We start from the raw sequence: 17,904 nt of genomic DNA, 5'->3' as shown, positions 1-17,904 counted from the left end.
TTTTTGATCGATATCTGCGAATAATTATGCAAACATTATCACCGAAAAATTGCTATTTGAAACACAATATTGATATCAGTCATGAAATAAATACGGATTGATTGATTTCGCATGGATGTTGTCATTAATCAAGGTGCATACGCGCTATTCCTGTAGCAATTGGCGTATGTCGGCGGCCAGGGTGGCCGGCTTGCTGGCCGTCGCATAGCGGCGAAACACGCTGCCATCCTTGCGCACCAAAAACTTCGTGAAATTCCACTTGATCGCCTGCGTGCCGAGGATGCCGGGCGCCGCCTGCTTCAATTGCGCAAAGACGGGATGGGCATGGGGGCCATTCACGTCGACTTTCGCAAACAGGGGAAAGGTGACGCCGAAGTTCTTTTCGCAAAAGGCGCCGATGTCCGCATTCGAGCCCGGTTCCTGCTGGCGGAATTGATTGCAGGGAAAACCCAGCACGACCAGGCCCTGATCCTGAAACTCGCGGTACAGCGCTTCGAGTCCCGCGTATTGCGGCGTGAAGCCGCAGGCGCTGGCCGTGTTGACGATCAACAGCACCTTGCCCTTGTATTGCGCCAGATTAATTGGCGTACCGTCCAGCGCCGTGGCCTGGAAATCGTGGATGCTGGTCATGTCAGAGGAGTCCCAGTTTGAGGTTGCCCACGGCTGCGGCCGGTTCCGGCGCCGCATTGCCGTTCAGTTTGATCGTCAGGCGCAGGTCGTTGACGGAATCGGCATTGCGCAGCGCGTCTTCGTAGCCGATCCGTCCCGCCTCGTGCAGGTCGAACAGGGCCTGATCGAAGGTCTGCATGCCCAGTTCGCGCGATTTTTTCATCAATTCCTTGATTTCGTGCACCTGGCCCTTGAAGATCAGGTCGCTCATCAACGGTGAATTGAGCAGGATTTCCAGCGCCGCTTGGCGTCCGCCGCCCTCCTTGTTGGGGATCAGGCGCTGCGAAATCATGCCCTTCAGATTCAGCGACAGGTCCATCAGCAACTGCTGGCGGCGCTCCTCGGGGAAGAAATTGATGATGCGGTCGAGCGCCTGGTTGGCGTTGTTCGCGTGCAGGGTCGCCAGGCACAAATGGCCCGTCTCGGCAAACGCGATGGCGTGGTCCATCGTGTCGCGGTCGCGGATTTCGCCGATCTGGATGACGTCGGGCGCCTGGCGCAGGGTGTTTTTCAGGGCCGTGGCCCAGTCGTCCGTGTCGACGCCCACTTCGCGCTGGGTGACGATGCAGTTGCCGTGCGGATGGATGAATTCCACAGGGTCTTCGATGGTGATGATGTGGCCGTGGCTGTGGGCGTTGCGGTGGCCGACCATGGCGGCCAGCGTGGTCGACTTGCCGCAGCCGGTGGCGCCCACCATGATGACGAGGCCGCGCTTGCTCATCACCACGTCCTGCAGGATGGCGGGCAGGCCCAGCGCATCCAGCGTGGGGATGGCGGTATTGATCGTGCGCAAGACCATGCCTGCCTGGCCCATCTGCATGAAGGCGGACACGCGGAAGCGCCCGAGGCCGTCCGGGCTGATGGCGAAATTGGCTTCGCGGCTGGCCGCGAACTCCGCCGCCTGGCGCGCGTGCATGACGGCGCGCACGTAGCCGGCAGCCTGGGCCGCATCGAGCGGGGCGCCGGGCAGCGGCGTCAGCTTGCCGTCGAGCTTGATGGCGGGCGGAAAACCGGCCGTGATGAACAGGTCGGAGCCGCCCCGTGCGCGCATCTGCGCCAGCAGCGCGTGCATGGCGTCGTAGTGTTCGTGGGTCGTCTGCATGGCTTAGCCGGGGAAGTTTTCGGGGGCCTTGGCGGCCGAGCGGGCCGTTTCCGCCGAGATCGTGCCGCGCCGCACCAGGTCGGAGAGGCACTGGTCCAGGGTTTGCATGCCCACGTTGGCGCCCGTCTGGATGGCCGAATACATTTGCGCCACTTTCGCTTCGCGGATCAGGTTGCGCACGGCCGGCGTGGCCAGCATGATTTCATGCGCGGCCACGCGGCCCGCGCCATCCTTGGTTTTCAGCAAGTTTTGCGAGATGACGGCTTGCAGCGATTCGGACAGCATGGCGCGCACCATTTCCTTTTCCTCGGCGGGGAAGACGTCGATGATGCGGTCGATCGATTTCGCCGCCGACGAGGTGTGCAGGGTGCCGAACACGAGGTGGCCCGTCTCGGCCGCCGTCAGCGCCAGGCGGATGGTTTCCAGGTCGCGCAACTCGCCCACGAGGATGACGTCCGGGTCTTCGCGCAGGGCCGAGCGCAGCGCGTTGCTGAACGAATGCGTGTGCGAGCCCACTTCGCGCTGGTTGATCAGGCATTTCTTCGGTTCGTGCACGAACTCGATCGGGTCTTCGATGGTGAGGATGTGGTGGTTCAGGCGCTCGTTGACGTGGTTGACCATGGCCGCCAGGGTGGTCGACTTGCCCGAACCGGTCGGGCCCGTCACCAGCACGAGGCCGCGCGGGCGCATGGCCAGTTCGCCGAAGATGCGCGGGGCGTTCAGTTCTTCCAGGGTCAGCACCTTCGACGGAATCGTGCGCAGCACGGCCGAGGCGCCGCGTTCCTGGTTGTAGGCATTCACGCGGAAGCGGGCCAGGCCGGGAATCTCGAACGAGAAATCGCATTCCAGCGCTTCTTCATACGCCTTGCGCTGGCTGTCGTTCATGATGTCGTAGATCATGCGGTGCACTTCCTTGTGCTCGAGCGGCGCCACGTTCAGGCGGCGCACGTCGCCATTCACCCGTATCATCGGCGGCAGGCCGGAAGACAGGTGCAGGTCGGAAGCCTTGTTGCTGACGGAGAAAGCGAGTAGTTCGGAGATGTCCATTTATAATCCCTGTGCCTGCATTGATGGGCGGCCTGAAGCGGCTTTGCCCCGTATCCACTAGAAAATGATTATGTCCACAATCGAACAGAACTTGCAAGCCGTGCGCGACGCTATCGCGCAGGCGGCGTTTGACGCGCAGCGCCCGCCTGCCGACGTGACCCTGCTGGCCGTCTCGAAGACCTTTGGCGCGGACGCCGTGCTGGCCGCGGCGCGCGCGGGCCAGACGGCGTTTGGCGAAAACTATCTGCAGGAAGCGCTCGACAAGATTGCCGCCGTTGACCTTGCGCTGCCGCAAGGCGGCCTGGCCTGGCATTTCATCGGCCCCATCCAGAGCAACAAGACGCGCCCCATCGCCGAGCATTTCGACTGGGTGCATACGGTCGAGCGGGAAAAGATCGCCGCGCGCCTGTCCGAACAGCGCCCGGCCGGCTTGCCGGACCTGAATATCTGCCTGCAAGTCAATATCAGCGGCGAAGCCAGCAAGAGCGGCGTCTCGCCTGCGGACCTGCCGGCGCTGGCGCGCGCCGTGGCGCAGCTGCCGCGCCTGCGTTTGCGGGGCCTGATGGCCATCCCCGAGCCGGAAACGGATGTCAAGCGCCAGCGCCTTGCGTTTGCGCAATTGCGCGCGCTGTACGAACAATTAAAGGCCGACGGGCTGGCGCTCGATACCCTGTCGATGGGCATGTCGGCCGACTTGCGCGCCGCCGTGCTGGAAGGGGCCAGCATCGTGCGCGTGGGCAGCGCCATCTTCGGTTCCCGTAACTATTCCTGATTGAATGAAAGAGCAACCATGACGACAGAACTGAACATCGCCTTTGTGGGCGGCGGCAACATGGCAGCGGCCCTGATCGCCGGCCTGGCGGGCAAGCTGACCCTGGGCGGCAACATCCACGTGATCGACCCGCATGCGCCGGCGCTGGAAAAACTGCAGGCGCAATTCGGCGTCACGACGGCCACCGCCGCCGGCGAGGCGCTGCGCGGCATGGACGTGATCGTGCTGGCCGTCAAGCCGCAAAGCATGCGCGAGGTGGCGGCCCAGCTGCTGCCCTTCCTCGATGCGGACAAGGCGCCGCTGGTCCTGTCGATCGCGGCCGGCATCCGCGCCGCCGACCTGTCGCGCTGGCTCGGCGGTTATGCCGCCATCGTGCGCTGCATGCCGAACACGCCGGCCCTGATCGGCATGGGCATCACGGGCATGGTGGCCAGCAGCGGCGTCAGCGAAGAGCAAAAGAAGACGGCCGACGCCATCCTGCGCGCCGTCGGCCAGACCGTGTGGCTAGCTGACGAAGCGAAGATCGACCCCGTCACGGCCGTGTCCGGCAGTGGTCCCGCCTATGTGTTTTACTTTATCGAAGCGATGCAGCAGGCCGCCGCCGAGCTGGGCCTGACGCCGGAGCAGGGCACGCAGCTGGCCATCGCCACCTTTACGGGCGCGGCGCAGCTGGCGGCCAATTCCAGCGAAGCCGTGTCGCTGCTGCGCGAGCGCGTCACGTCAAAGGGCGGCACGACGTATGCGGCGCTGACCAGCATGGAAGAGAGCGGCGTGAAGGCGGCCATCGTCAAGGGCATCAAGGCGGCTGCGCAGCGCGGGCGCGAGATGGGTGACGAGCTGGGCAAGTAAGTTCGGCTTACATCACCTTGACGGCGCGGCCGATATACAGGATTGGCCCTGTCGGCCGGCCCGTCGGCGAGCCAGCTTCCGGCTCCAGCGTGATTTCAAACAGCTGATCGGGCTGCAGCGGCGGCAGCTTGTCCAAGGTCAACTTGAGGCTTTGTCCCGGCTGCACCAGGCCCAGCGAGACGGGCGCGCCCCAGTCCTTGCCCTTGGTCCAGAATTGCAGGGCTTTTTGCTGCGGCACGGCCGTCGGGCCCAGCGGAATCAGGCTCAGCTCGCGGCTCTTGCCGCCACGGCTGCCCGCCTGCACGATCCAGCCCGGCGACTTGTCCTGCGGCGCCACCAGCACCACCAGGTAGCCGGGGCCGGCAGGCGCCTGCAGCTGCAGCGTCACCATGACGGCCAGCGCGGCCGTGGCCAGCAAGCCGCCGCCGGCCAGTATTCTCCAGAAGGCCAGGCTGTTCCACCACGCTTGCCAGCCGCCCGCCTGCCTGACTGCTTGCGGCGTAAACAGGCTGGCGCCGATGCGCGGCCACAGTTGCTCGGATGGCTGTACGGGCGGCGCCAGACTCGTCAATGGCAGCAAACGCTGTTCCCAGGCGGCGATGGCGTCGCGCAGGGCGGCGTCGCGCGGCAAACGCTGTTCCACTGCGCTGCGCTTGGCCAGTTCCAGCGTGCCCAGCACGTATTCGCCGGCCAGCCGCTGCAATTCGTCTTCGTCGTGGCGCGTCATCCCATGCACTCCCGCAAGGCGGCCAGGCCCCGCTTGACCCAGGCTTTCACCGTGCCCAGCGGCGCCTGCAGGCGCTGTGCGATTTCGCTGTGGGAACAGCCATCGACATAGGCGTACAGGATGCTGTCGCGCTTGGCATCGTCCAGATGGCCGAGGCAATCGCGCAGCTTGCCCATATTCGCCTGCAAGGCGTAGGCGTCCGAAGCGTCGCCGGCATCGTTGCCTTGGCGTTCATGCAGCAGGGTTTCCACGCTATCCTCGTCGGCCGATACTTCATGCGCGCGCGCCCGCGCCACGTTCAGCGCCTGGTGCCGCACCACCACATAGATCCAGCCCTTGCCGCTGCCGCGCGTGGCGTCGAAACTGCCGGCGCGGCGCCAGATATTCAGGAAGGCGTCGTGCAGCACGTCTTCGGCCAGCGCCCGCTGGCGCACGATGCGCAGGGCCACGCCCAGCAGATAGCGGCTTTCCTGCTGGTACAGGCCGTGCAATGCCTGCTGCTCGCCCCTGGCGCAGGCGCGCAGGGCGGCATCGTAATCGTATGGGGCGGCGTGGCTTGGCAAGGTGGGCGCAATCGTCAGGGGTTAACGGTTAGCAAGTTTTCAATGGCGAGTATAGGCCAGAAACCTGCTTGCCAACCGTTAACTCCATGCATTTAAGCGGCTTTCCAGAAGATGTAGTCGGCCTGGTAGGGCACCCATTGCTTGGCGCCCAGGGTTTCCGCGCCGCAGGGGCTGCTGGGTGCCACGCCGCCGCTGGTGGCCACGCGCTGGATGTAGCTGACGCCCTGCATGGCGCCGCTGCCCGTGGCCGGATTGGCTTTCACCAGTTGATACGGGATGTTGCCGGCGCCGGCCGGCGCCACGGCCACTTGCGTCGCCGTCACTTTCGAGCCGTCGAGGTTGGCCCAGGTGGCCGGCGGGCCCGCATACGTGCCGACCTTCATGCCGCTGCGGTCGTTCAAGGCCGCGTCCGGTCCGACGAACGTCCATTCGTGGCCCGTCATGTCCTTTTTCGCCTTGCATTCATAGGCGATCTTGCCCACGCCCACGGTCTGCATGGCCACCTGGTGGCCATCGGGCACCTGGACGGCGGCCGGCAAGGCGTCTTGCGTATAGCGCGCACCCATCGGCGCGCAGGCGGCCACGAACAGGACGGCGCACAGGACGGTGAGCGAGGGGGCGGTATGGCGCGGGGTGGCGATGGCGGTGTACATGGCAGGCTCCTGGTAGCGTGTAGTCTCAACCCGGTGGTTGATACCATTACTACGCACGGGCCTGCCATTTGGATGCAGCCAGGAAGAAATATTTTTTAAGGCGGCGGCGCGTCCTGCCTGCCGAAACGCTGCAATACCGTGCGGATCAGGGGCAGGGCCGCATTCGCGTGCTTCAGCAGCGAGGCGCCGGCCAGCAGCAGCGGCACGAAACGGCGCGGGCGCACCAGCAGCAGGCCCAGCGCGGCGCCACCCAGCATCAGCGGGATTTTAAAGCGCGTGGCCAGGGTGTGGCGCAGCCTGCCGCCCGTCAGCGGTTCGAGCAACTGGCGCGTTTCCACGCCCAGGGCCAGGCGCTGCAGCGCGCATTCGGCCAGCAGGGCATCGCGCCGCTGCGCCAGGCTGGCGGACGTGTGCACGTGGGACAGTTTGGTGGGATGCGTGGTCATGGCAGCTCCGATCCCCGGCGGGCCAGCAGTTGCAGCTCGTCCAGATCCTTGTTCAATTCGCTCATGGTGAAGGACAGCAGTTTCGGCTTGCTGCGGAAACTCGCGCGCACGCCCAGCAGGGTGGCGGTGGCGGCGACGATGAAGACGGCGGCCGTGATGGCGATGGCGGCGATGCGGTGCGTGTCCCAGAACAGCACGATGACGAGGAAGACCAGCAGCACGAGGCCGACGAACAGGCAGAGCAGCGCCAGCATGGCCAGCGCCAGATAGGACAGGAAGCGCAGCGACTCTTCTTCCATTTCCACGGCCGCCAGGGCCAGACGGGTCTGGACGATGGCGGCGAGGGTCGCTGCGACCTGGGCGACATGATGCACGATAGCCATATGCTGCCTTTCGCGTCAGGGGACGGCCATGCCGTCGAGGCTGCCCAACGGCCCAGCCGCTGGCGCAGTCAGGTGTTGCTTAGCGGCGCGACGACAATAGCAAGCCGAACAGCACGCCGACGACGGCGCCCGCGCCCACGGCTTTCCACGGATTGTCTTGCACATACTCGTCGGTGGCCTTGGCCGCCTTCTTGGTGCGTTCGAGCAAGTCTTCTTCCAGCTTCAGCAAGTCTTTCTTGGCCGTTTCCACGGTGGCGATGAACTTTTCCTTGACGGCTTTGACATTCTCGCCCGTCTGGTCCTTGGCGCCATCGAGCCAGCCTTCGGCTTCGTTGATGACGTTTTTCAGGTCGCCGACCAGTTTATCGCGGGCCTTGTCGGCGTCGGCGAGGATGCTGTCGCTGCTGGATTTGCCGGTATGTGTCGAGCTCATGTATTACCTCATGGAAGTGAAACTGCACAGTGAAATACCAGTGTAGGCAGCAGCGGCCAGGCTGCCTTGCGCCGCCTCAACGGTTGCCGGGGCGCAAGGCTTTTTGTCGCGAGCAAATTAACGGAAAGCAAAGTCGAGCGCCACTCCCGCAAACACCGCTGCTCCTAGCCAGTTATTATGCCGGAATGCCGCAAAACACGGCATACGCTCGCGTGCGCGGATCAGGGTGTAGTGGTAAACGGCGCAGCCGGCCGCCACGCACAGGCCCGCGACGAACCAGGTGCGCAAGCCCAGATACCAGCCGCACGCCAGCCACAGCAGCAGGAACACGGCATAGCACAGCATGACGATGGCGACGTCGTAGCGGCCAAACGTGATGGCCGACGTCTTGATGCCGATTTTCAAATCGTCGTCGCGGTCGACCATCGCATATTCCGTGTCGTAGGCCACGGCCCAGAAGACGTTGCCGAGCAACAGCAGCCAGGCGACGACGGGCACGGAGCCGGTGATGGCGGCAAAGCCCATGGGAATGCCGAAGCCGAAGGCGATGCCCAGGTAGGCTTGCGGAATCGCAAAGAAGCGCTTGAAGTACGGGTAGGTGGCGGCGATGATGACGGCGGCCACGGACAATTGCTTGGTGAGGGTGTTCAGGGGCAGGATCAGGCAGAAGGCCAGCACGGTGAGCACGCCGGCCACGGCCAGCGCTTCCTTGCCGCTGATGCGTCCGCTGGTGATGGGGCGTTCCGCCGTGCGCTTGACGAATTTGTCGATATCCTGGTCGGCGTAGTCGTTGATGGCGCAGCCTGCCGAGCGCATCAGGAAGGTGCCGAGGGTGAATATGACTATCAGCCGCCAGTCCGGCATGCCCTGCTGCGCCAGCCACAGCGCGCACAGGGTAGGCCACAGCAGCAATACGGTACCGATAGGCTTGTCCAGCCGGATCAGGCGGAAATACAGCGCCAGCTTGTTCATGGAAGACTCGATCTTGTTGAAGAGAAAGGTCGATTATCGCAAATAGTACGCAAATGTACTATTTTGACCATCCCGCCTGCCTGGCTATCCCGTTTATTCTTCGCAGAGAGGAATAATGCCGGGCAAGTCGCAACTGGCGATGGCCGCGCACAGGGCGTCGATGGCGGCCTTGCGCGTGAAACTCTTGCGCCAGAGCATCACCACTCTGCGCGATGGCACGGGATCCGCGAACTGCCGGTATTCGAGCATGCCGTCGGTGGCGTGCATATTCGTGACGGAGGCGCGCGGCAGGACGGTCAGGCCGATGCCGCTGGCCACCATGTGGCGGATGGTTTCCAGCGAGGAACCCTCGAAGGTGCGCTGCATGCCGTTGCCGGGCGAGGAAAAGCGCGCCATTTCGGGGCACACTTCCAGCACCTGGTCGCGGAAGCAGTGGCCGTTGCCCAGCAGCAGCATGGTTTCCGACTTCAAGTCCTGCGCGGCGATGCGCTCGCGCGCCGTCCACGGATGGTGGCGCGGCATGGCCACGACGAACGGTTCGTCATACAGATCTTGCATGGCCATGCCGTGCTCGGGCAGGGGCAAGGCCATGATGGCCACGTCCAGTTCGCCCTGGCGCAACAGTTCCAGCAGGCGAACCGTGAAGTTTTCCTGCAAGATCAAGGGCATTTGCGGCACCTGGTCTATCATGGCCTTGACGAGCGGCGGCAGCAGGTAGGGGCCGATCGTGTAGATCACGCCCAGGCGCAGCGGGCCGGCCAGCGGGTCCTTGTTCTGCTTGGCGAGTTCCTTGATGGCGGCCGTCTGTTCCAGCACGCGCTCGGCTTGCGCGATGATCTGTGCGCCCAGGGGCGTGACGGAGATCTCCGCGCCGCCCCGTTCGAACAGCACCACGCCCAGTTCGTCTTCAAGTTTCTTGATGGCCACTGACAGGGTGGGCTGGGCAACGAAACAGGCTTCGGCGGCGTGGCCGAAGTGCTTCGCTCGCGCGACTGCAACGATATATTTCAGTTCAGTCAGTGTCATAAGGTGATTGAAACACAGGAAGTACTTACTTGCAATGAATGAAAGGTGGCGCTAACGTCAAACTGTGGCGCCGATGGCGTATTGTAGCGGATCGCCCCCTATAATGCGGGACGAGGCGATGCAAGGAGAGGGCGATGGAAGTGCGCATACAGGCGCTGGAAGCGGCGATCAATTACTGGCGTGCCAGGCAGCCGGCGCGCGGCAACGAATATGCGCTGTCGGCGCCCGTCAGCCGGCTGGCCGGCGTGTACGCGCGCATGATTTATTACCGGCAAGATGCCATCGCCGCGGACAGCCTGGAAGCGGCCACCCTGGCCCTGATCGAGGCCTGGCGCCTCGATGCCGGCGGCATCCATGGCGATAGCCACGCCGAATGAAGACAAGAGAATTAACCCCTACAAGAGAGTGCCATGCCTGATTTTGAAAACAAACTATGCAGCCGTGATGAACTGCGCGCCCGCGCGCAAGCGCTGCCGAAACCGGTGGTGGTGACGAATGGCGTGTTCGATATTCTGCACCGCGGCCACGTGACGTACCTGGCGCAGGCGCGCGCGCTGGGCGCTTCGCTGGTGGTGGCCGTGAATACCGATGCCTCCGTGAAACGCCTGGGCAAGGGCGATGACCGTCCCCTGAACAGCTGCGAAGACCGCATGGCCGTGCTGGCCGCGCTGGAAGCGGTGAGCCTGGTCGTGCCGTTCTCGGAAGACAGCGCGCTGGAAGTGGTGCAGGAAGTCCAGCCGGAAATCTATGCCAAGGGCGGCGACTACGACATGGCGGCCATTCCGGAAGGCCGGGCCGTGCTCGCGTATGGCGGCCAGGCGGTGGCCATCGATTTCGAACACGACCGCTCGACCACCAAATTGCTGACGAAAGTGCGGGCGCAGTAGGGGAGGGAAACGTCGTCAATGTTTCCATACAGATAAAAAGACGTTACTATGAGAACCGCCAGGGCTGCGACTTCGTTTCGACCGCCCCAGCACGTTACACCGTCTGATACGCATTGCTAGTCATAGAAAATACATGGACCTTAAAACTTCTGGGGATTGGCCGCTGCCCTCTGGCGTGTGGCAGGTGGATGCCGCCGATGGCGCGTGGACCTTGCAGCGCAGCGCGGACGGCCAGAGCGTCTCGCCCTTGTTGAGCAATGCCGATATCGGCAAGCTGATGCACGCCCGGCGCCTGCCCGGCGCGGCAGGCGAGGCGCTGCGGCAATTTCCGCCCGAATTCGCCTTCGATCCCGCCACCGGCGCGGCGCTGCAAGCGCCGCCGGACACGGCCGCGGCACCGCCCTGGGTGCCGCCTTTCGGCGCGCCTGCCGTCAGCGACGTGCCGCCGCCTGGCGCGGCCGGCTTGCGCCAGGCCAGCGTGCCGTTGAAACTGGCCGACCAGCGCGCGCGCGACGAGCATGCGCCGGCGGAAGCGTCGCTGCCCATGCCGCCGCCCGGCGAGTACGAATTCTTCTCCGCCCAGTTCGGCACCTGCGGCGCCGCGCTGCTGGCGCTCGACCCGCGCAAGGCCGTGCTGCACGCGTGGCTGCCCGCCTCGAAACGCTGGCTGGCGCTGGACCCCGACTATGGCAGCCTGCTGGCCGAATCGGACATCGCCCACGGTGCCTGGCGCGCCGAAGTCGTGCCCGATTTCAACAGCGTGCTGGTCTTGCCGACCAGCCACGGCCTGGCCTGCATCCGTCCCGACGTGCCTTCGCTCACTTACGTGGTCGAGCATGTGGGCGGCGCGCCGTGCGTGGCGGGCCCCATCTGGTTCCAGAACCGCCTGTGGGCGCCGCTGCGCGACGACGATGGCCGCATCCGCTTCGTCAACCTTGACGCCGCGCAAAAGCCGGGCAGCGACGTGCTGCTCGACGGCGTGGCGGACCTGGGCGCCGTCAGCGCGCCCGTGGCCTACAACCGCATGGCCGTGTGGCCGTGCGCCAACGGCCAGCTGCGGCTGCAACTGCAGCCGGACGGCAACGTGGCCGCCTCGTTCACGCCGTGGCCCGAGGGGCTGGTGCCGCATTTCGAGTTCGGCAGCCCCTATCTGTCGCGCGACGGCGGCCTGTGGCAGCTGTGCTTCGAGCGCAGCCGCCATACCTATGTCTACGTCAAGCTGGGCAGCCAGCCCGAGCGGGCCGACGCGCTGGCGCCGCGCCTGTGTTCGGGCAGTTTCAATTACCGCTTCGCCACCAAGCTGAAGACGGCGCCGTGGGAAGAGCCGGAACACGGCGACGATGGCGGCAAGAACCAGGCCGTCATGCCGCTGCTGGAATCGGGCGCCGGCAATGGCGTCTTCGGCGTCAAGTTCGAGACCAGCGCCGGCCTGTCCAGCGTGCTGCGCTCGACGGACCGCCTGGCGGCGCAGCTGGTGCAGGACGACGAGTTGCGCGAAACGGTGTTCCACACGTTCGCCGTCAGCGAGCCGTGGCGCGTGCGCCTGTTTGTCAGCGAAGGCAAGCTGTGGGCCTACCACCCGCTGCTGTCGCGCATCGATGGCTGGAACTTGCAGGCATGAAGGCGCGCTTATTGACCGTGCTTGCGGCCCTGGCCGTGTCGGCCGGCGCCGCGCACGCGGCTGGCATCCAGCAGGCGTTCCTGGTGCAGAATTCCGGCTGGATGGAACCGTTCTATACGGACGAGCATTCGCAGCTGAAGGCCCTGGTGGGCGCCGTGGCGCAGGCGGCCACGAGTCCGTCCGACAAGGTGTATACGCTGGCCTTCAGCCAGAGCAGCGGCGCGCATGTGTCGCCATCGCTGCTGGGCCAAGGCCAGGGCGGCGCCGGCGTGGCGGGCCAGCTGGCCAGCCTGGGCCTGGCGCGCAAGGGCAATGGCGGCGCGCTGGCCGACACGGATTTCCAGGAAGCCGTGACGAAGACCATCACGGGGCCGTTCCAGTCCGCCTCCGGCATCGTGTGGATCTTCACCAACAACAAGAACAGCCCGAACAACGACAGCCAGACGGCGGAACGCAACCGCGACTTTTACCGCCTGCTGCACCTGGAACCGTCGATCACCAAGACGGTGGTATTTCCGCTGCGCATGCCCGTGCAGGGCAAGCTGTACAGCGCCAAGGGCTTGATGGTGTATGCGCTCGCGTATGGCCAGCCGGCGTCCGATGCGCTGAACCGCATCCTGGCCGAAGGGCGGCTGTCGCAAGTGCTGACGCGTCCGCCCGCGCGCCTGAAACCGGTCGACCAGGATGCCGTGCGCATCGTGCCGCAAGCCGTCAAGAACAGCGACAATGTGCACGCCAGCCTGGGCCGTGACGGACGCACCATCGTGCTCGACGTCGATGCGGCCAGGCTGGTGCCGCAGGTGGTGCTGCAGGCGTCCCTGCAAAACATGTTTTTCCCGTACGTGATCGACAGCGCCAGGGTGCACGCCAACCTGGCCGGCCAGAACGCGCCGCTGCAGGTGACGCCGGACCGGATCCGCCAGCTGCAGCCGGGCGCCAGCCAGTCCGTGCAGGTGCAGTTTGCGCTGCCGATGGCGCAGATTCCCTCGCCCTGGTCGGGCCAGGCCATCGCCGCCATGGGCAAGCAGGTGATGCTGCCGATGCAGGCGCAGGTGGGCCTGTCGGAACAGCGGCTGGCGCTGGCCTCCAGTTTTGGCAAGGATTTGCAGGAACTGTTCCCCGGCGACCCGATCTCGGACATGTTTACGCCGCCCGACAGCGTGCGCGCGTCGCAGGCGACCATACCGCTGTTGGTGCGCATCCAGTATCCGCTGCTGCCCGTGCTGGTGATCCTCGGCGGCATCCTGGCGCTCGTGCTGGGCTTGCTGGCGCTGGGACTGCTGGGCACGCGCGCCACGCGCTACAAGGTGCTGGCCGATGGCGTGCAGCGGCAAGTGCTGCTGCATCCGTTCAAAAGCGTGCAGATCCGCGACGATGACGGCCGCGACATTGGCGAGCTCAAGCGTGGCCTGGGCAAGCCGGCCGTCGTGCGCGTGGCCGACGGCCATACGCTGAGCGTGGCTTGAGCCAGATCCATCACTACTTATAAAAACATTTTTAATCCACCAGAGGCATACCATGGCTCAAGACACTCCAAAAGACAACGCAGGTTTTACCTTGCCAGCCCCGGCCTCCGCGCCGCCGGCAGCGGACGCTACCGCTGCGCCGGCGGCAGCCAGCGCCACGGCCGGCACCACCGAGCCGGCGCCCGCGTTCGATGCGGCCGGCACCACCGACACCTCGTCGCGCGACACCCTGGTGGGCGGCGTGGTGCTATTGCTGCTGTTCATCGCCTTTTTCTTCGCCAAGAATGCCTATGCGAATGGCCTGGTGGCCAAGCGCGTGCCGCCGAACAAGGCCAACGCCTCGGGCTGGTGGCTGTTCATCTTCCTGGCCAGCCTGGCGACCGGTGTCGTGCTGGCTGCCGTGAACGCGCATAAATTCCTCGCGCCATTGTTCATGGGACCGCTGGTACTCGTGGGCCTCGTTGCCCTGTTGCTCACATTTACCTCCAGCCGCCGCTAAGAAAACGCCGTAACACGCTTTATCCAAGGAATCACCATGGCAGAGAACCTGAACCAAACCATCACCGGCGGCGCCAGCGAGCGCAAGCAGGACAAGATCATCGAACTGCGCCCGACCCTGTTCATCGGCATCGGCGGCACGGGCATGCAGGTGCTGATGCGCGTGCGCCGGCGCATCCTCAACACCCTGTGGGGCGGCGCGGGCAACCGCACGCGCATCGAGGGGCTGGCGGACTTTCCCATCGCGCAATTCATCCATTTCGACCTCGACAATGGCGCCGTGATCGAGAGCGGCGAATCGCAGGCGAAAGACTTGCAGTTCGACCAGGTGAAGTTCACGGATGACGACAAGGTGGTCGAATCGTTCGACATGGACAAGTACAGCCGTGATGAAGATTCCTTGGAGAAATATCCGCATATCAAGGAATGGCTGCCGCTGACGCCGCAGCGCATCCGCGAACTGCGTTTCGACATGAGCAGCGGCGCCGGCCAGATCCGCGCCGTGTCGCGCCTGTACTTCTTCGACAAGTACGCGAAGATCCGCGACAAGATCCGCCTCAAGCTCAAGGCGCTGAAGGCGGGCCTGTCGCACGAGCGCCAGCTGGCCGAACTGGGCTTGCGCATGGAAACGAACCGTTTCCGCATCGTCATCGTCGGCTCGGTAGCGGGCGGCACGGGCTCCGGTTCCTTCCTCGACATGGGCTTGCTGGCGCGCTGGCTGGCGCGCAGCGAAGTGGGCGCGGCCGACGTCGAACTGATGCTGTTCTTGCCGACCGGCTACACCAAGGCCAACAAGGACCGCGTCGAGGCCAATGGCTATGCGGCGCTGATGGAACTGGAATCGGCGATGATGGGCAACAAGGGCTACGTGGGCCGCTGGGATGCGTACGACCGCCCGGAACTGTCGCGCGAGCCGTACAGCGAGGTTTACCTGATCGATTCGGGCAACCTGGCGCAGCAGCACACCAAGGATGTCAGCGACGTCTACCACATGGTGGCCGATTCGCTGTTCGAGGATTTCGCCTCGGCCGACTTCGCGCGCGCCAAGCGCTCGATCGCCGTCAACCAGGCGCAGCACAAGAATTCCCTGTACAACGCGCCCGTGCCGCAAGACCGCTTCGGCGACATGCGCCTGTATTTCTCGAAGCGCTTTTCCTCGTTCGGCATGGCCGTGCTCGATACGCGCCAGGAAGCGGCGCGCGACGAGCGGGCCCACCGCTGGGCCGGCGCCATGCTGCAAGCCTTCTTTGGCGTGGGCGGCACGGATGCCGGCGCCAACCGCGCCACGGATGCGCAGCGCGACAATTTCCTGGCGGCGAATATGTTCCTGAAGGGTACGCCGTTCAGCGATTTCCCCGAGTTTTCCGACAAGAGCATCGAACTGAAGCGCTCCAGCGGCGACTTCATCGATTACCGTGCCGTCGAGGAATTGCTGGAAGACCGCCACGGCCACCTGCTGGCCGGCGTGGAAAACCGGGTCAATACGCGCATCAACGATATCCGCACGGGTTTTGAGCGCAGCGAATGGCCGGCCCAGGTGCGCGACGCCATGAAGCACCTGGAGCGCGACGCCGTGCGCGACCAGGATTCCACGGCCGACACGACGGAAGACCGCATCAGCAAGCGCCGCCGCGAAGTGCTCGACGATATCAAGAAAGTCGTGCGCGACCAGCTGTATGGCTACCTGGACAACAAGGAATTCGGCGGCCTCGAATACGTGCTGTCGCTGGTGGAACAGATCAAGGACCGCATCGAGGCGCCCGGCAGCGGCTTGACGGCGCAGATCGGCGCGAATGCCGAGCGCTACCGCGAGATCAAGGAAGCCGTGCGTTCGCGCGAATACGAGCGCCTGTTGAACAACCTCGAGCAGACGCGCAGCACCTTCGGCTTCCTCAGCAACAGCGAGAAGCAGGCGGGCGTGGTGATGGACCATCTGCGCACGGAAATGGCGAATGCGCTGAAATTCCACCTGCGCGCCAAGGCGGCCGACGAAGCCGTCATCCTGCTGGGCGAACTGTCGCGCTGGCTGGGCAACCGCATCGGCGTCGATGGACAGGGCCGCGCGCAATGGAATGGCCTGGTGGGCGAGCTGCAGGCGGGCCGCGAAGGCGTGCTGGCCATGCTGGCCGAACTGAAGACGGCCAATACCATCCTGCGCAAGGACCTGGACAAGGAACACGCGACCCTGATCGTCATTCCCGTCACGGAAAAAGACGTGGCGTTGCCATCGGCGTCCACCTTGCGCCAGTGGGCCGATGAAGCGTTCAAGGACATGGGCGGCTCGAAAGCGCTGTTCCCCATGCTGGGCGAACCGGCGCAGCGCGCCTTGATCCTGGCCAAAGTCACGCGCATGGCTGAAAACATGATTGCCAGCACGGGCCTGGCCGAAGGCGCCACCAGCGTGCCGGACCCGCTGTTCGAGGCGCTCGAGCAGATGGATGTGTCCGAACGCCTGGACCGCTTCCGCAAGCTGCTGGCCTGCTCCATGCCGTGGATCGACGCCAACATGGCGGGCGACTTCACGGTGGTGTCGGACCAGTTCAAGTGCGTGATCGGCGTGGCCAACGCGGCCGCCTTCAAGGCGAAATTCGGCGCCGAACTCGAATCGTGCGTGCCGACCCAGGTGGGCATCACGGTGAGCCAGCTGGAAATCGTCGAGACGGGCTTGCGCGGACGCGCCGTCTGCTATTGCGAGCTGGCCGGCGTGCCGATGACGGTGCTGCGCGGCCTGGAAGGCTGGCGCACCAGCTACCGCAAGGAAGGCGACAACGACAAGGCGCCGACGCACACGCATATCGATCCGACGCAATTCACGCATCCGATCGCACCCAATACGGACGAGATGAAGCGCCTGGCCGAAGACTTCGGCGAATTCCTGCAGGCGATCATGCTGGGCGTGCTGACGCGCCACACGGGCCGGGTCGTGCCGCCGGGCCAGTACCAGTTTGCCGTCGAACCGGGCGACTTGCGCCGCATCGGCAACGAGCGCGCCATCCGCCAGAACGGCATGCCCGCCTCGTACGAGAAAAATATCGCGTTGCGCATCGAAGAAAAACTCGCTGCGCTTGATGCAGTGCAGACGGCGGCCATGGCGGCGCTGGCAAAATACTACGAGCGGGGCGTGTATGCGCCCAAGCTGGTGGCGCAAGCCGATGGCTCGCAGCTGCCGTATATCGGCTTTGGCAGCGCTATTTCCGCCGAGGTGGGCGCGCGCCTGCGCGAGTCGGCGCGCCGCAAGGGCATGGCCAGCGATGAGCTGGACCGTACCGTGACGACCCTGCTGGGCCGCCTGAAGGAGTGGGCGACCGTCATCGGCGACTCCGACAGCGACGCCTATGACTGGGAAGTGCGCGAGCCGGAAGACGATGGCCAGCCGCGCCTGAAGTACGCGATCAAGGCGGAAATGCTGGAAGCGGGGCGCCTGGAGCAATTGCTGCGTCCGGCCGGCAGCGCGGCAGCCGCAGCGGCGCCGTTTGGCGCGGCGGCCCCCGCCTTCGGCATGGCGCCCCCGCCGCTGGGCGGCATGCCGCCGCCCCTGGTCGAGCATCAGTATTTCCTGGGGATCAATGGCCAGCAGCAGGGACCGTTCACGGCCCAGCAGATCGTGCAATACGTGCAGGGCGGGCAAGTGCAGCCGGCCACGGCCAAGGTGTGGCGCGCCGGCTTGCCGGCCTGGGTCGACCTGGCCCAGTTCGCCGAGCTGGCTCCCCTGTTTCACAGCGCGCCGCCACCGCTGATGCCGCCGCCATTGGGCTGAACGCTGGAATGACGTTGCAATGAAGGATTAGTT

19 protein-coding genes are annotated in these 17,904 nt (G+C 64.9%); 8 read left to right on the top strand and 11 right to left on the bottom strand.

Annotated elements, in window-relative coordinates; all coding sequences use genetic code 11:
* Positions 1-144: 144 nt before the first annotated feature.
* From YQ44_RS22900 to YQ44_RS22890, 3 genes are read right to left on the bottom strand one after another with little or no spacing between them, the layout of a single operon-like run.
* Positions 145-630, bottom strand: a complete 486-nt coding sequence (locus YQ44_RS22900; protein ID WP_071325354.1) for a glutathione peroxidase — start codon at positions 628-630, stop codon at positions 145-147.
* Between the two features lies 1 nt (position 631).
* Complete coding sequence (locus YQ44_RS22895) at positions 632-1,771, bottom strand: PilT/PilU family type 4a pilus ATPase (protein WP_269466315.1); 1,140 nt, start codon at positions 1,769-1,771, stop codon at positions 632-634.
* Between the two features lie 3 nt (positions 1,772-1,774).
* On the bottom strand, positions 1,775-2,818 hold the full coding sequence (locus YQ44_RS22890; RefSeq protein ID WP_071325353.1) for a type IV pilus twitching motility protein PilT: 1,044 nt from the start codon (positions 2,816-2,818) through the stop codon (positions 1,775-1,777).
* A 70-nt stretch (positions 2,819-2,888) separates the two neighbouring features.
* Between YQ44_RS22890 and YQ44_RS22885 the strand changes: the two genes are divergently transcribed.
* The gene (locus YQ44_RS22885) at positions 2,889-3,590 is read left to right on the top strand and encodes a YggS family pyridoxal phosphate-dependent enzyme (protein ID WP_071325352.1); all 702 of its coding nucleotides are present in this window, start codon (positions 2,889-2,891) and stop codon (positions 3,588-3,590) included.
* A gap of 18 nt (positions 3,591-3,608) precedes the next feature.
* Positions 3,609-4,439, top strand: a complete 831-nt coding sequence (proC, locus tag YQ44_RS22880) for a pyrroline-5-carboxylate reductase (protein WP_071325351.1) — start codon at positions 3,609-3,611, stop codon at positions 4,437-4,439.
* 7 nt (positions 4,440-4,446) lie between these two features.
* Here proC and YQ44_RS22875 read toward each other — a convergent pair whose 3' ends face one another.
* The 8 genes from YQ44_RS22875 to YQ44_RS22840 form a co-directional block, all read right to left on the bottom strand.
* Positions 4,447-5,166 carry an anti-sigma factor gene (locus tag YQ44_RS22875; RefSeq protein WP_071325350.1) on the bottom strand — a complete coding sequence of 240 codons (720 nt, stop codon included), beginning with the start codon at positions 5,164-5,166 and terminating at the stop codon, positions 4,447-4,449.
* On the bottom strand, positions 5,163-5,729 hold the full coding sequence (locus YQ44_RS22870) for a sigma-70 family RNA polymerase sigma factor (protein ID WP_071325349.1): 567 nt from the start codon (positions 5,727-5,729) through the stop codon (positions 5,163-5,165). Before YQ44_RS22870 ends, YQ44_RS22875 begins: the two co-directional genes overlap by 4 nt.
* Before the next feature lie 92 nt (positions 5,730-5,821).
* The gene (locus YQ44_RS22865; RefSeq protein ID WP_232251323.1) at positions 5,822-6,295 is read right to left on the bottom strand and encodes a DUF3455 domain-containing protein; all 474 of its coding nucleotides are present in this window, start codon (positions 6,293-6,295) and stop codon (positions 5,822-5,824) included.
* A gap of 182 nt (positions 6,296-6,477) precedes the next feature.
* Positions 6,478-6,828 carry a hypothetical protein gene (locus YQ44_RS22860; protein WP_071325347.1) on the bottom strand — a complete coding sequence of 117 codons (351 nt, stop codon included), beginning with the start codon at positions 6,826-6,828 and terminating at the stop codon, positions 6,478-6,480.
* Positions 6,825-7,211: a phage holin family protein gene (locus YQ44_RS22855; protein ID WP_071325346.1), complete on the bottom strand. Its 387-nt coding sequence runs from the start codon at positions 7,209-7,211 to the stop codon at positions 6,825-6,827. Before YQ44_RS22855 ends, YQ44_RS22860 begins: the two co-directional genes overlap by 4 nt.
* 79 nt (positions 7,212-7,290) lie before the next feature.
* A complete protein-coding gene (locus YQ44_RS22850) occupies positions 7,291-7,644 on the bottom strand; it encodes a DUF883 family protein (protein ID WP_071325345.1) in 354 nt (117 codons plus the stop codon).
* A 117-nt stretch (positions 7,645-7,761) separates the two neighbouring features.
* A complete protein-coding gene (gene ubiA, locus YQ44_RS22845) occupies positions 7,762-8,616 on the bottom strand; it encodes a 4-hydroxybenzoate octaprenyltransferase (RefSeq protein ID WP_071325344.1) in 855 nt (284 codons plus the stop codon).
* 93 nt (positions 8,617-8,709) lie between these two features.
* Positions 8,710-9,642, bottom strand: coding sequence for a hydrogen peroxide-inducible genes activator (locus YQ44_RS22840; protein ID WP_071325343.1), 933 nt, complete (start codon positions 9,640-9,642; stop codon positions 8,710-8,712).
* Positions 9,643-9,776: 134 nt separating this feature from the next.
* Between YQ44_RS22840 and YQ44_RS22835 the strand changes: the two genes are divergently transcribed.
* The 6 genes from YQ44_RS22835 (at position 9,777) to YQ44_RS22810 (ending at position 17,871) form a co-directional block, all read left to right on the top strand.
* Entirely contained in the window at positions 9,777-10,019 is a 243-nt protein-coding gene (locus YQ44_RS22835; protein WP_071325342.1) for a DUF3717 domain-containing protein, read from the top strand.
* A 33-nt stretch (positions 10,020-10,052) separates the two neighbouring features.
* The gene (gene rfaE2, locus YQ44_RS22830) at positions 10,053-10,529 is read left to right on the top strand and encodes a D-glycero-beta-D-manno-heptose 1-phosphate adenylyltransferase (protein ID WP_071325341.1); all 477 of its coding nucleotides are present in this window, start codon (positions 10,053-10,055) and stop codon (positions 10,527-10,529) included.
* A 133-nt stretch (positions 10,530-10,662) separates the two neighbouring features.
* A complete protein-coding gene (locus tag YQ44_RS22825; RefSeq protein ID WP_156894957.1) occupies positions 10,663-12,150 on the top strand; it encodes a hypothetical protein in 1,488 nt (495 codons plus the stop codon).
* Entirely contained in the window at positions 12,147-13,616 is a 1,470-nt protein-coding gene (locus YQ44_RS22820; protein WP_071325339.1) for a hypothetical protein, read from the top strand. The genes YQ44_RS22825 and YQ44_RS22820 overlap by 4 nt, the downstream gene beginning before the upstream one ends.
* Positions 13,617-13,668: 52 nt before the next feature.
* Complete coding sequence (locus tag YQ44_RS22815) at positions 13,669-14,115, top strand: hypothetical protein (RefSeq protein WP_071325338.1); 447 nt, start codon at positions 13,669-13,671, stop codon at positions 14,113-14,115.
* A gap of 36 nt (positions 14,116-14,151) precedes the next feature.
* Positions 14,152-17,871, top strand: a complete 3,720-nt coding sequence (locus tag YQ44_RS22810; RefSeq protein ID WP_083412011.1) for a tubulin-like doman-containing protein — start codon at positions 14,152-14,154, stop codon at positions 17,869-17,871.
* The last annotated feature ends 33 nt before the right edge of the window (positions 17,872-17,904 follow it).

Origin of the sequence: Janthinobacterium sp. 1_2014MBL_MicDiv (assembly GCF_001865675.1) — a bacterium.
Taxonomy (GTDB): domain Bacteria; phylum Pseudomonadota; class Gammaproteobacteria; order Burkholderiales; family Burkholderiaceae_D; genus Janthinobacterium.
Note: the sequence above shows the minus strand (reverse complement) of the source record. Positions and strands in the feature narration are given on the sequence as shown.

Excerpts from the sequence above, each read along its gene's own strand:
- YQ44_RS22900 (WP_071325354.1), bottom strand. The coding sequence starts at position 630 with ATGACCAGCATCCACGATTTCCAGGCCACGGCGCTGGACGGTACGCCA.
- YQ44_RS22895 (WP_269466315.1), bottom strand. The coding sequence starts at position 1,771 with ATGCAGACGACCCACGAACACTACGACGCCATGCACGCGCTGCTGGCG.
- YQ44_RS22890 (WP_071325353.1), bottom strand. The coding sequence starts at position 2,818 with ATGGACATCTCCGAACTACTCGCTTTCTCCGTCAGCAACAAGGCTTCC.
- YQ44_RS22885 (WP_071325352.1), top strand. The coding sequence starts at position 2,889 with ATGTCCACAATCGAACAGAACTTGCAAGCCGTGCGCGACGCTATCGCG.
- proC (WP_071325351.1), top strand. The coding sequence starts at position 3,609 with ATGACGACAGAACTGAACATCGCCTTTGTGGGCGGCGGCAACATGGCA.
- YQ44_RS22875 (WP_071325350.1), bottom strand. The coding sequence starts at position 5,166 with ATGACGCGCCACGACGAAGACGAATTGCAGCGGCTGGCCGGCGAATAC.
- YQ44_RS22865 (WP_232251323.1), bottom strand. The coding sequence starts at position 6,295 with ATGGGTGCGCGCTATACGCAAGACGCCTTGCCGGCCGCCGTCCAGGTG.
- YQ44_RS22860 (WP_071325347.1), bottom strand. The coding sequence starts at position 6,828 with ATGACCACGCATCCCACCAAACTGTCCCACGTGCACACGTCCGCCAGC.
- YQ44_RS22855 (WP_071325346.1), bottom strand. The coding sequence starts at position 7,211 with ATGGCTATCGTGCATCATGTCGCCCAGGTCGCAGCGACCCTCGCCGCC.
- YQ44_RS22850 (WP_071325345.1), bottom strand. The coding sequence starts at position 7,644 with ATGAGCTCGACACATACCGGCAAATCCAGCAGCGACAGCATCCTCGCC.
- ubiA (WP_071325344.1), bottom strand. The coding sequence starts at position 8,616 with ATGAACAAGCTGGCGCTGTATTTCCGCCTGATCCGGCTGGACAAGCCT.
- YQ44_RS22840 (WP_071325343.1), bottom strand. The coding sequence starts at position 9,642 with ATGACACTGACTGAACTGAAATATATCGTTGCAGTCGCGCGAGCGAAG.
- YQ44_RS22835 (WP_071325342.1), top strand. The coding sequence starts at position 9,777 with ATGGAAGTGCGCATACAGGCGCTGGAAGCGGCGATCAATTACTGGCGT.
- rfaE2 (WP_071325341.1), top strand. The coding sequence starts at position 10,053 with ATGCCTGATTTTGAAAACAAACTATGCAGCCGTGATGAACTGCGCGCC.
- YQ44_RS22825 (WP_156894957.1), top strand. The coding sequence starts at position 10,663 with ATGGACCTTAAAACTTCTGGGGATTGGCCGCTGCCCTCTGGCGTGTGG.
- YQ44_RS22820 (WP_071325339.1), top strand. The coding sequence starts at position 12,147 with ATGAAGGCGCGCTTATTGACCGTGCTTGCGGCCCTGGCCGTGTCGGCC.
- YQ44_RS22815 (WP_071325338.1), top strand. The coding sequence starts at position 13,669 with ATGGCTCAAGACACTCCAAAAGACAACGCAGGTTTTACCTTGCCAGCC.
- YQ44_RS22810 (WP_083412011.1), top strand. The coding sequence starts at position 14,152 with ATGGCAGAGAACCTGAACCAAACCATCACCGGCGGCGCCAGCGAGCGC.